Annotated in this window: 11 protein-coding genes; 1 reads left to right on the forward strand and 10 read right to left on the reverse strand. The window is 29.3% G+C overall.

All coding sequences use genetic code 11. The features are described 5' to 3' along the window. The first annotated feature begins 123 nt into the window (after positions 1–123). Positions 124–687, forward strand: a complete 564-nt coding sequence (locus tag F3K33_RS16875; protein WP_012059496.1) for a TetR/AcrR family transcriptional regulator — start codon at positions 124–126, stop codon at positions 685–687. A gap of 161 nt (positions 688–848) precedes the next feature. Here the strand turns inward: F3K33_RS16875 and F3K33_RS16880 are convergent, their stop codons facing one another. The 10 genes from F3K33_RS16880 to F3K33_RS16925 form a co-directional block, all read right to left on the reverse strand. Further along, a complete protein-coding gene (locus tag F3K33_RS16880; RefSeq protein ID WP_039769342.1) occupies positions 849–2861 on the reverse strand; it encodes a methyl-accepting chemotaxis protein in 2013 nt (670 codons plus the stop codon). Between the two features lie 455 nt (positions 2862–3316). After that, the gene (locus F3K33_RS16885) at positions 3317–4693 is read right to left on the reverse strand and encodes a HAMP domain-containing sensor histidine kinase (RefSeq protein ID WP_039769340.1); all 1377 of its coding nucleotides are present in this window, start codon (positions 4691–4693) and stop codon (positions 3317–3319) included. Continuing rightward, the gene (locus F3K33_RS16890) at positions 4681–5343 is read right to left on the reverse strand and encodes a response regulator transcription factor (RefSeq protein ID WP_039769339.1); all 663 of its coding nucleotides are present in this window, start codon (positions 5341–5343) and stop codon (positions 4681–4683) included. The genes F3K33_RS16885 and F3K33_RS16890 overlap by 13 nt, the downstream gene beginning before the upstream one ends. A 67-nt stretch (positions 5344–5410) precedes the next feature. Beyond that, positions 5411–6187 carry a lantibiotic immunity ABC transporter MutG family permease subunit gene (locus F3K33_RS16895; protein WP_039769337.1) on the reverse strand — a complete coding sequence of 259 codons (777 nt, stop codon included), beginning with the start codon at positions 6185–6187 and terminating at the stop codon, positions 5411–5413. Between the two features lie 4 nt (positions 6188–6191). Continuing rightward, entirely contained in the window at positions 6192–6941 is a 750-nt protein-coding gene (locus F3K33_RS16900) for a lantibiotic immunity ABC transporter MutE/EpiE family permease subunit (protein WP_039769395.1), read from the reverse strand. 2 nt (positions 6942–6943) lie between these two features. Continuing rightward, positions 6944–7648 (reverse strand): lantibiotic protection ABC transporter ATP-binding protein, encoded by a 705-nt coding sequence (locus F3K33_RS16905; protein WP_039769334.1) that lies wholly within the window; start codon positions 7646–7648, stop codon positions 6944–6946. A gap of 310 nt (positions 7649–7958) precedes the next feature. Next, positions 7959–8594, reverse strand: a complete 636-nt coding sequence (locus tag F3K33_RS16910; RefSeq protein ID WP_039769332.1) for a DUF975 family protein — start codon at positions 8592–8594, stop codon at positions 7959–7961. A gap of 392 nt (positions 8595–8986) precedes the next feature. Beyond that, on the reverse strand, positions 8987–10324 hold the full coding sequence (locus F3K33_RS16915) for a hemolysin family protein (protein WP_017211020.1): 1338 nt from the start codon (positions 10322–10324) through the stop codon (positions 8987–8989). 339 nt (positions 10325–10663) lie between these two features. Next, positions 10664–11887 (reverse strand): thioredoxin-disulfide reductase, encoded by a 1224-nt coding sequence (gene trxB, locus F3K33_RS16920; protein WP_039769330.1) that lies wholly within the window; start codon positions 11885–11887, stop codon positions 10664–10666. Positions 11888–11895: 8 nt separating this feature from the next. Further along, positions 11896–12222 (reverse strand): thioredoxin family protein, encoded by a 327-nt coding sequence (locus F3K33_RS16925; protein ID WP_039769328.1) that lies wholly within the window; start codon positions 12220–12222, stop codon positions 11896–11898. Positions 12223–12251: the final 29 nt, after the last annotated feature.

The following is a 12251-nucleotide window of genomic DNA, read 5'->3' on the forward strand; positions in this document are numbered from 1 at the left end:
GAATAAACTATAAAATATAATTTGTAAACTACATCTTATAGTTTAATAATTATTTCCAATTTGATAAAAATAACCTATCATGTTAAACTATCTTTATTAATCAGAATTATAAGAGGTGATAAAATGGTTCAGAAACGAAATTTAACTAAGGAAAAAATTATTGAAGCTTCTTTTTTACTAGCTGATGAAATTGGACTTAATCAAATTACTTTCCAAAAGATTGCAGAAAAACTGGATATAAAATATCCGTCTTTATATAATCATTTTGCCAACATTGAAGAGCTTAAAATAAAAATGACCATATACTTTTTAAATAACTTAAATTCAACTTTAATGGAACGACTAATCGGGAAAAGTGGAGAGACTGCAATCAGAGAATTTGCTTATGTATATCGAGATTTTGCATTTGAAAACAAGAGTGGCTATAAGCTTTACGTGAATATCCCAAGTACTGAAAGTGATGAAGTTAAGCGCTTAGCTAGTGAAAGTAATGCAATAATACGTAAAATTTTAGACTTTTATAGCAGTGATAAAATATTTATAATTCATAAAAGCAGGGCTTTAAGAAGTCTATTACATGGATTCGTTTCCTTAAGCTCTCACGGATATTTTCAAAATCCAGTCAATTTAGAAGACAGCTTTAAATTAATGATAGATGACTTTATTTTATCAATATCAGAAAAATAACTAAGAAACTTTTAAATCTTAATTCAAAATGTTAACTACATATCTATGTTCCAAATAGTGAGTTCTATGTTAAATTATTATTTTACAAAAACTAGCAGCATATCAAAATGTAAATTTTGCTGTGCTGCTAGTTTTTATATTATCGCATCTAATTATTTCCTCTATACATTAAACTTTCCAACTATTTGTTCTAATTTATCTGCAATATTCTTAAGCTCTATTACAGAATGTGATATCTTTTCCATAGAATTAGATTGCTCTGAAACAGTTGCTGAAACTTCTTCAATTGAAGCTGCTGACTGCTCTGCTACAGCTGAAATTTCTTGAATGCTGCTTATTGCTGAATCTTTATTTTCATCTATAGACTTTATATTAGAAGTTAACTCTTCTATATTTTCTATAGTATCATCAAATGTACTATTTATAAGTTGGAATGTATTAATAGCTTCTTTAGTAGTTTTGCTTACTTCTGTCATTATGTTTTTTTCTTCATCCATGCTTTTCTTAGCTGCATTTATCTCTCTTATAATTTCATTTACAATGCATTCTATTTCCTTAGTGGAATTTGAAGTCTGTTCTGAAAGTTTTCGTATCTCATCTGCTACAACCGCAAATCCCTTACCTGCTTCCCCTGCTTTTGCCGCCTCAATTGCTGCATTTAATGCGAGAAGATTAGTTTGTTCTGAAATCGCTTGAATTGTATTTATTATTTTGCCTGCAGATCCTGATTTATTAGATAATAAGTCTATATTTCTAATTACTTTTTCCAAAGCTTCATTATTAGCATTGATATTATCCATAAGATCCCTTGAAGCACTAATACCTTCTTCGCTAATATGCTGCGATTTTTTTGAAAACTTTGTTACTAAATCTGCATTATTTGATGAGACATCTATTTTCTCTCCAAGATGCAATAATTTTTCAGAAGTAAGTTCTGTATTCCTTGCTTGGTCTAATGCGCCAACTGAAAGCTGATCCACCGTTGCAGAAATACCTTGAATTCCCTGAAGCGTTTCATTAGTTGAAACTGCAATTCCTTCTGAATGATCAAGTAACTCTTTCGATTTTTCTTTAAGAACTTCAATAGTTTCCCTTAACTCTTTTCTTAGCGATGTTACAGCTCTAGCAATAATTCCAATTTCATCTTTACTTTGAAGTAATTTCTCGAATTCATCTTCTTTCTTCATTTCTAAATCTAGGCTAGTAGTTTTATTTATTAAATTAGTTACCAATGAAATCGGTCTTGATATTTTACTTGCAAAATATAAAGCAACCATAGAAAAAACAACCATTAAAAATACAAACATGGCAATAAAACTGATAATTAAACCGGTTAGCGGTTTTAAAAATTCAGCATTTGGAACTGCAATCCCCATTATCCATTTTGAAGAAGTAATAGGTGCTGTTGCAAAATATTTATTTATTCCATCATAATCTTTTAGCTTTACAATATTAGCTTCAGAACTACCTTTCCCAACCATGCTACTTAAACTTCCACTTAATACATCTCTAATATTCTTTAGCTTATCTGCACTCGGCTGAAAATCTTTATTGGGATGAATCACAAATTCATCTTTTTCATCTAATAAAAATCCATAACTGTTATTTATAGGTTGTGCCTTCTGAACCTCTTTAGAGATACTTTCCATATTTATGTCAGTACCTAAAACGCCTATGACTGCTCCATCTTTTTTAACTGATTTTGCAACTGTAACGACTAACTTCTTAGTTTCAGAATCTATGTATGGATCAGAATAAATTACTGAGTCACTTTTTAAAGCATCTTTATACCAATCTCTCTCTGTACAATTAAAGTCATTATCCGGTATCCATCCATCTTCATCAACAAAACTTTTATCTTGAAAACCAAAATATATATCCATAATATCGGTATTTGACTCTGCTTTAACTTTCATATATTTCAAAAGGTTTGTACTATCATAATTATTGTTAAATTCGATGTTTTCAGCTGTTTCATTAACAAAGTTTCCTTGATTAGCCATCCATTTGTCTATAGTTTCTGCATATTTTTCAGATAGTGCCCCTAGTTTATCCTTTGATTCAACCACAGTGGTTTTATAAAACAGATAATAACTTATCGTCGAAGAACATAATAAACTAAAAAAACAAACTGCTACGACCAATAGAATAACTTTTGTCTTAATGTTTTTCATTTTAATTCACTTCCTGTTTGATTTTAAAATTTGTATAACAATGTTAAACATAAATATTCCTTATAACCAATATATTATATGTATTGATTGCTTTATCTTTAGTAACATGTAAAAATGCTCTTAACTTAAGTTACGCTTCTTATATAGTTAATATATTTCATATAATTCGCCTTCTTTCTACAAAACTGTTTTAATTCTAATATATATTCTAGAGTATACTCAAAGTCAATGTATAACTTTTACATATTTGGATTTTACAATAATGTCTCTTTTATAAAATAATCCTCTATTTATTGTTTTATAAAATCACAAAACCAAGAGTAAAAATCTCCATGTTCACAGAGATCTATACTCTTGGTTCTTATTAGGTTTATAATTAGAACTATTAATTTTACTTAGGTTTAATAGTTGTTTGAATAACAAATAATTTCCTATTATTTAGCTAACTACTTTGATTAATTAAATAAAATGGGTAATTCTATAACAACTTTAGCCCCTCCAAGTTTTTCTGATTTTCCAAGTGAAATATTCCCGTTGTGTTTTTCCATAAATTTTTTTGCAATATATAAACCCATGCCATAATGATTTTTGGAATTTCTACTCTTGTCGCCTTGGAAAAACTGCTCTGTAGCTAACTGTAATTCCTCTTCTGTAAATCCTCTTCCTGAATCTTCAATGGTGAATCTTATATTATCATTATCTGAATCAACCCCAAATGCTATTTTCCCATTTTCGGAGCAATATTCAACCGCGTTCGAAATAACATTGCTTAAAGCTCGCTTTAAAGCCAGTTCATCTCCTATAATAACTTCTGGAATATGTTTAATTTCATTTCTAAACTCTACTTTTTTATTTATACCTATGGAAATTCCTTGTTCAATTATATCCTGTATAAATTCTTCTAACTTTATTTTCTTTTTTTCTAATATTGATTCTTTCTCAGTTTTCATAATTTCTATTAATGATTTAATATAATCTTCTATATTTTTAACCTCGTTTATTATACTATCGTTAAATTCGGCTTGATCTGCTTTTAAATTAAGTTCACTTAAAAGCTCAGAGTTTCCCTTAATAATTGTTAATGGTGTCTTTATATCATGAGCCAATGCTGCTATTTGCTCTTTACGTGCTTCTTCCATCTTCCATTGTTTACTTAGAGAATCATTCAACTCTGTCTTCATTTTACCGAGCGCAGAAATGACTTCATTGATTTCTAATATATTTGAATACTTCACCTCAAATTCTAAGTTTTCCATCTGTATATTTTCTGTAGTCTCTTTTAAAACATGTAGTTCTTTCGATATTCTTCTTCTAAAACACCTAGATAGAATTATAATTTCAATGCTAAACAAAATAAAATATAATAAAATTAAACTAAGCTCAGCATTTTGAACATACTTTTTCAAAACAGGGCTAACAAAACTTGCCCCTATGGTGTATTCAACTACACAGATTCCATTCTCCCTAGAAATAAATTTATAATAATATTTTCCTTTACTTCTCTTATCACTTTGTACAAGATTCCAAATATCTGTTGCTTTAGCTTCTGATACATTGCTATAAAATACATTTCCAATAGAATCATAAACTATATAATTACATTCCGCAGGTATAAAGTCTTTTACATTAACATCCTCAGCTTTTGCTATTTCTTCTCTCTGTCTTTCAATTTTCTGCTCATAGTAGTTTGCTGGTAAAATAAATCCACTATCTAAACCAATTTGAAATAGAATAAAATCAAATACAGCTAAAAGAATTGTAGCTATACAGAAAAACAATATATATATTGCAAAAATCTTAGAAATGCTTTTTTGCTTCTTCACTCTTTCCATTTATATCCTATCCCCCAAACAGTTTCTATAGGGTTTATTCCTACCTTTTTAAACTTATTTCTTATATTTTTAATATGTTCTACAATCGCTGTAGTATCGCTATTTCCATCAAAACCAAATACACTTTCATATATTCTCTCCTTGGAAAATACCTGCCCATGATTTAGAGCAAGGTACTCGCATATATTATACTCACTTTTTGTAAACGGCACTAGTTCTTCATTATAATATGCCTCTTTTGCAGTTATATTAAATTTTATATCAGAAATAGAAAAAGCATTTTGTTTTTCCCTATGTTCACGTCTTAAGTGTGCAGCTACCCTTGCTCGAAGCTCACCTATACTAAAAGGCTTTGATATATAATCATCTCCACCAATACTTAATCCCATTACAATATCTTGTTCCATGGTTTTTGCTGTCAAAAATATAATTGGACAATCAACCAAACTTCGTATATCTTTGCATAAAGAAAATCCATCTATTTCTGGCATCATTACGTCAAGTAAAATTAAATCGTATTTTACATACTGATCCTTTGATATATCCGTAGGATTAGAAACTATAGTTACATTATGTCCTTCTCTTTCTAAGGCACCTTTTATAACCTTTAATATGCCTTGCTCATCATCTATCGCTAGAATATATGCCATTTCCATCCCTCCTACATCTATTATATCCAACATTAACAGCTAATCTTTATTATTCTATAAATTATTATTACTTCTCTCCTCTACCTTCAAAAAAGTTAAACCAAACTCCAAGATAAATCCCAAAGACAATTGTAAATAAAACACAATCTCTAAATCCAATGGCGCTATTACTAAATACAGTATTAATATCAGCCAGTTTATTAAAATTATCTGCAGAATTAGAGGCTTTTATAAAGAAATTATCACAAAACTTAACTGACCATCCACAAGGTATCCATTGCCATATTCCATCTCCAAGTCCTGTAATCAGCAAAGCCGCTAATAAGCTTTCAAGTATGCCCATTCCTATCGATGCTCCACTTCCTATTTTAATACTCAACCATAGGTGAAATAAATAAAAGAAGATTTGAGCTCCAAATATAATAAAAATTATATTTAAGTAAAAATTTACTGGTAGAGTATTTTGCCTTAAAATAAATTGAAATCCAGCAAAAAAAATGCCAACCGCTAAACTAAGCGAAAATAAACCTGTAAGAAGTAGAATTAATGTTTTACTCAAAAGACACATTCCTTTTCCATATTCTATAGATAGCATTTCTTTAAATTTTCCAGCCATAACCTCCTGTTCTATAACCATGGAACATACAATTCCGATTACCACAGGAAATGTTAATGATACTACTTCTAAATATCCATTTATTTTGTTTACAGAATTCCAAGTTGAAAATGAATAATATTCCAAAAATATTATTGCTCCTATAATTGGTAAACAAATATGAATCCAATAAAAGTGTGTGTGCTTCATTTTTATAAAGTCTGCCTTCAATAAGCGAAGAATTTTCATTATATTACTTTGCCTCCTGTCTATCATACCATTTAGCTGTTAAATAAGTTATCAATATAAATAAGACTATTGAAATTCCGATACCAAGAGGTATCCCCCAACTCTTAAGTAATTCTGGTGTAAAAGTTTGACTTTCTGGTTTAGCTATTAAGCCATTTGGTAGTAATTTCAAAATTGGACACATTAGTCTAGATGTATACGAAAAAGGATTTATCCACCAAAAATCCTTTACTGCCATAACTATAGAAAACATATTAACAGCTAGGCTTAATACAATAGTTGGAAATAATCCTATTTTATTTCCCAGAAAAAAATATAACGGAACCTGCCACATTGAAGTTATAATGATCACTAAAGTTCCGACTAAACCACTTAACATCGAAATATGTGATATGCTATCCATTTTAATAAAGAACACACTTAACTCTCCAGCTATAAAAATAACTATACAAGAAATAGCTATATTCTTTACTCCCACCAATATTTTAGCAATCCATATTTTATCTAAATCTACTGGAAGTGATATAACCGCTTTATTTTTCATAGAGCCATCAGTTTTTGATAAAAGGCAACTGCCTAGTGATATAGCTCCAGGAAGTATTAATGTATACCACCAATTATAAATATCAACCTGAAAATAATTTGATGCTAAAAATCCCGAAAGAAGAATTACCATAATTGGTGCTATCCATACTAATTTCTTTACAAACGTATGATTTATCTTCATATTTTCTGAAATAAAATATTTAAGCATCATTATTTCTCCCTCCTATATTTTTTTGCAATATCTATGAATAATTTTTCTAAATCTTCACCTTTTTTTAATTCTCCTTGATATCCTAAAATACCTCCAGATATAATTCCAATATGATCAGCGATCTGTTCTACTTCACTTAACATATGACTTGATAATATTACTGTAATGCCTTTCTTTGGAAAAGATCGTATTAACTCTCTTAATTCTTGTATTCCAAATGGATCAAGTCCATTAGTTGGCTCATCTAAAATTAAAAGCTTAGGATTATTAAGTAGTGCAATAGCAATCCCCAATCTCTGCTTCATCCCCATAGAAAATTGTCCTGCTCTCTTTTTACCTGTACCTTCAAGCTCTACTACATGAAGAACTTCTTCAATTCTTGAATCTGGCAATCCAAGTACTGTAGTACGAACCTTTAAATTCTCTTTTGCCGTCAAATTCTCATATAAAGGCGCTGATTCTATTAATGACCCAATTTCGCGTAAATCCTTTCTACTCCATTTATGTCCATCAAATAAGATTTCTCCTGAATTTGCTCTAAGCATTCCCGTAACCATCTTTAATAGTGTTGACTTTCCTGCTCCATTTGGACCAAGCAACCCATATATTGAATTCTTTTTAACTAATACTGAAATATCTTTAACTGCTTCTTGCTTTTTAAAGTTTTTACATAAGTTTTTTGTTTCTAAAATAAATTCGTTCATCTTCACTCCTCCTCTTATAATTAAATAATAAGCCTTAATTATAAGGAATTTATAAGGAACTGAAATTTAAGAAACTTACTTGTATTTAAAAATAAAAAATCCCTCAGTAACGCTTCCGTACGGCATTACTGAAGGTATAATTTCTTTAGTCTTCAATTTAACATATATAATATTTTATAAATATATATGTCGCAATTCACAATGCACAATTCACAATTACAGCTAAAATTCTTACAATATTTTTAGAATTATGATAAAGAATTATTTTTGCAATATATATATTTTTTTCTGAATAATAAATTATTGTTCTTTATGCTATTTTATCATTATTATTATAACTATCTCTAAGTTTTAAGTAATAGGTAGCCACTGTGACGTTCATATAAGGAACCACCCATAATAGACCGATACATAGTGGAATCATTCCAAGTATTATCCACCCTAAAAAACTTAAAGTAAGGACGAAGTACTCAAATTTATGCCCTTTCATAATAGCTGAGCTCTCTTTTAAACATTCAATTATTGACTTATTATTATCATCAGCTAAAATAAAAAATGATTGTGAAAACATATATATAAATATAATGCCTGGAACTATCACTAAAAATAATCCTATGGTAACAATTATAGTCAATAAAATATATAGGCCTACAGCTTTATGAATTATTGAAAATCCTGAAAATATATCTGTAAATTTAGGGTTACTATCTCTTTCAGCATAGTTTAGAGAAAATTTGCATATGCCAACTCCTATTGCTGCGCTAACAAATATTGTTACTAAAAATACTATTAAACTCAAACCAAAACTTTCTCTAACAACTCTTAAAATTAAATTAAAAATAATTGGAATTAGAAATCCAGCAACAAAAATTCCTCCAATAGCCAGTCCCCACCTCCCTTTTAGTTGATCTTTGGCATATCTCTTCAGTTCTGCCCTAGTATTCATAAAAATTCCTCCTTAAATTGAAATACCTTTGATATTTATGCAGGGAGATTTAACATTATGCTATATTTATATTTTAATTTACAGTAATCGCATTAATTTATAAATATACATTAATCTTTTGTATAATTTATATACTTTTTGTAAAAGTTTTCATTCGAGTAATTCATAATTTCAACATAATTATCTATCTTGCACTTAACTTCTATATTAATATTTCATAATTAAGGATATATCACACAATTTGCATTAAATATCAGTTATAAAACTGCAAATAAAAAGACTGTTATAAAATAAATTTTTAGAACAACATAAATAGTCTTTAATAAAAAAACAGTACTTATATTGTTCTATCTTTTATTCTAAAACAGCCACTTTTATTTTATATTACAGCCTTATAATACAGCTAAAATTTCATCATCTTTCTGAATATAAAGCTTTATCTTACTAATTCTTTTTTCCTTTACTTCTTCTATTTTAAAAATCAAGTTTTCATATTCTATCTCTTGTTCATCTGTATTACTAGGAATACGTTCAAGAATTTCAATAATAAAACCACTCATAGTATCATAATTCTCACTTTTAATATCTGTATCGAAGTAATTATTAAAATCATTAATTGAAAGCATACCTGATATCATAAAAGTGTCATTATCTATTTCTTCTATTGATGGCTCATCCTCATCATATTCATCATCTATATTTCCCATGACTTCTTCTATTAAATCCTCAATAGAAACTATACCTGAAAATCCCCCATACTCATCTACTAATACAGCAATATGCTTTTTAGTACTTTGAAGCTCCTTAAATAACCTATCAATATTTCTATTTTCTGGAACAAAATAAGGTGGATGCAATATGCTTCTTATATCCACATTTTCAAATCCATATTTTCTTGCTTCACTGAAGAAATCCTTCATATAAAGAATACCAATTATATTATCAGTATCATCTTCGTAAACAGGAACTCTTGAATATCTTTCATCAATCAATTCATCTAAATATTCCATTAATGGATCTTCTATATTAATCATATATACTTCTGTTCTCGGTGTCATTACTTCACATGCTAATTTATCATCAAATTCAAATATGCTATTTATCATTTCTGTTTCAGTCTTATTTATGACTCCATGTTCTAGTCCAGCTTCTACATAAGATTTGATTTCCTCTTTTGATACTTTTTCACCTAAATCCTCTTTATCGAGCCCAATCAGTTTAACTAATATATTAGTTGATGCTGAAAGCAACCTTACAAATGGAACTGCAATTTTAGCTATAATAACTAATGGTTTTATACAGAACATTGCAATAGCTTCTGATTTTTTAAGCGCTATTCTTTTTGGAAAAAGTTCTCCAAATACCAGGGTGATATAAGATAATACAATTGTTACTAATGCCAATGCAACTTGTCCACTATAAGGAACATTAAGTCCCTTTAAATAAAGCGCTACATCCTTTGATAGTCCTGTTGCTGCTGAAGCACTACTAAAAAATCCTGCAAGCGTTATTCCTACCTGTACAGTAGATAAAAAATTAGTAGGCTCTTCCATAAGTTTCAATAAAAGCTTGGCCTTCTTATTTCCTTCTTCCTCAAGAAGCTTTATTTTATTTTTATTTAATGATACTATAGACATTTCTGCTGACGCGAAAAATGCATTGATCAAAGTCAATATGACTATTAAAATTAATTGTGACGTGATACTCGTCTGTTCCGGGTCTAAATCCATAAAAATATTTCCTCCAACATAAAATTTTTTTAATATAATCATATCACAAGAAATATTTAAAGTAAAATTTCAATTAATTCAAATATTCCTTATTTACATATAATATTAAGTGTTATAGCAATTTGATTCACTAATATTTAAATTTTATAAAATATTATATTAATACTGGGAGTTGCATATGCATTAATTAACTTATTTCCTTATATAAATCTTTTATTATATTCTCTTTCATTAATACTGAACTCAAGTCCTGTTACTTCTTAGTATTTATACGATACATTTATATTCTTATTTGTTGGTGAAATAAATTTTACTGACTATTACCATAAAGATGACAAGTTAGGATAATTGACTTTTTAATTGTTCTTTATCCATTGTATACTTTAATCTTTTAATTTCATTACCATGATCTAACACAATTATTTCAGGCACATTTCTAACATTATATTTTCCTATAAGATTTTTCTTTGTGGCTATATTTACTTCTTTAATCCTATAGCAATCAACTAATTCCCTATTTACCTCTTCTAGCAGTGTTCTAAATCTTAAGTTTTCATTAACTAAAGCATCTAAAAATAATAACAATACTCTTTTTTCACTTTTTAGAATACTTTCATTAAAGTCATTTAATTCTTCAATGTAACGCTCAGCTGCCACAGCCGCAGTTGCTCCATCACCAGCAGCAGAAACAATCTGTCTTAAATATTTAACTCTATTATCTCCTATTGCATAAACTCCTTCAAAGCTAGTTTCCATAAGTTCATTTGCAGATATATACCCTCTTGAATCAACTTCAAGACCGCTATTTTTTAGAAAATTAGTTGATGGCACCATACCTACAAAGAAAAATACTCCTTGGCAGTTTACCTCTTCTATATTTCCAGTCTTTAAGTTCTTAATTTTTACACCTTCTACATTTTCATTCCCAAGGACTTCCTCTATGGTTGAATTCCAGATAAACTCCATCTTTTCATTATTAAAGGCTTTTTCACTGCTTACTTTGTTACAATCGAGAATACCTTCATCATGAAGCACTATGACAGTCACTTTACTTGCAAACTTTGTGATGTACATCCCTTCCTCAATAGCCTGATCACCGCTTCCAATTACAACAACATGTTCTCCTTCAAAAAACTCAGCATCACAAGTTGCGCAGTATGCCACTCCATTGCCTTGGAATCTCGTTTCCCCAGGAATGTTTAGTAGTCTAGGCTCGCTACCACAAGCTATGATTACAGCCTTAGCTAAGAATTGCTTTCCTTTCTTAGTGGTAATGAGTTTTTCTCTTAATGACAAATCAGCACCTACAACTTCATCTCTTAAAAATTCAACTCCAAAGTTCTCTGCGTGCTTCTTAAAGTTTTTCATAAGCTCTGGCCCGCTGATTTGTTCATAACCAGGATAGTTAACTACTTCCCTTGTTGTATTTACGAGACCTCCAACTACTCCTTTATTAATTACCAGAGTTTTAAGTTTAGCTCTTCCCCCATAAATTGCAGCTGAAAGCCCTGCAGGCCCACCACCTATGATAATTAAATCGTAGGAATTAGTCATATCGCCCATACTTTTAATCACTCCTCAAAAACTTCAGCAATTTTTTCCTCAACTGCATCATCTTCTACGTTACCAGCTAATTTTCCTTGGTACTCACCATCCTTAAAAAACAGGATTTGAGGAACACCTTTTAAAGAAAATCTCTGAAATAAATTTTTTTGTTCTTCAACGTCAACATAATAAAAATTATACTTACCATCATATTTTGATTTTAAATCTTCTAAAATTGGTACTACACCTTGACATACACTACAGCTTTCTCTAGAAAAAATCACTAGGCTGGATTCAGCGTTGTCATATATAATTTCATCAAACTCATTTGAATCTAAATGTTGTAAAGCCATTCTATTCACTCCTCTATAATTATTTTAAA

This window comes from Clostridium beijerinckii, from assembly GCF_008705175.1.
Classification (GTDB): Bacteria; Bacillota; Clostridia; order Clostridiales; family Clostridiaceae; genus Clostridium; species Clostridium beijerinckii.

Bases quoted from the DNA above. Each gene is read 5' to 3' on its own strand.
- F3K33_RS16875 (WP_012059496.1), top strand. From the start codon at position 124: ATGGTTCAGAAACGAAATTTAACTAAGGAAAAAATTATTGAAGCTTCT.
- F3K33_RS16880 (WP_039769342.1), bottom strand. From the start codon at position 2,861: ATGAAAAACATTAAGACAAAAGTTATTCTATTGGTCGTAGCAGTTTGT.
- F3K33_RS16885 (WP_039769340.1), bottom strand. From the start codon at position 4,693: ATGGAAAGAGTGAAGAAGCAAAAAAGCATTTCTAAGATTTTTGCAATA.
- F3K33_RS16890 (WP_039769339.1), bottom strand. From the start codon at position 5,343: ATGGCATATATTCTAGCGATAGATGATGAGCAAGGCATATTAAAGGTT.
- F3K33_RS16895 (WP_039769337.1), bottom strand. From the start codon at position 6,187: ATGAAAATTCTTCGCTTATTGAAGGCAGACTTTATAAAAATGAAGCAC.
- F3K33_RS16900 (WP_039769395.1), bottom strand. From the start codon at position 6,941: ATGCTTAAATATTTTATTTCAGAAAATATGAAGATAAATCATACGTTT.
- F3K33_RS16905 (WP_039769334.1), bottom strand. From the start codon at position 7,648: ATGAACGAATTTATTTTAGAAACAAAAAACTTATGTAAAAACTTTAAA.
- F3K33_RS16910 (WP_039769332.1), bottom strand. From the start codon at position 8,594: ATGAATACTAGGGCAGAACTGAAGAGATATGCCAAAGATCAACTAAAA.
- F3K33_RS16915 (WP_017211020.1), bottom strand. From the start codon at position 10,324: ATGGATTTAGACCCGGAACAGACGAGTATCACGTCACAATTAATTTTA.
- trxB (WP_039769330.1), bottom strand. From the start codon at position 11,887: ATGGGCGATATGACTAATTCCTACGATTTAATTATCATAGGTGGTGGG.
- F3K33_RS16925 (WP_039769328.1), bottom strand. From the start codon at position 12,222: ATGGCTTTACAACATTTAGATTCAAATGAGTTTGATGAAATTATATAT.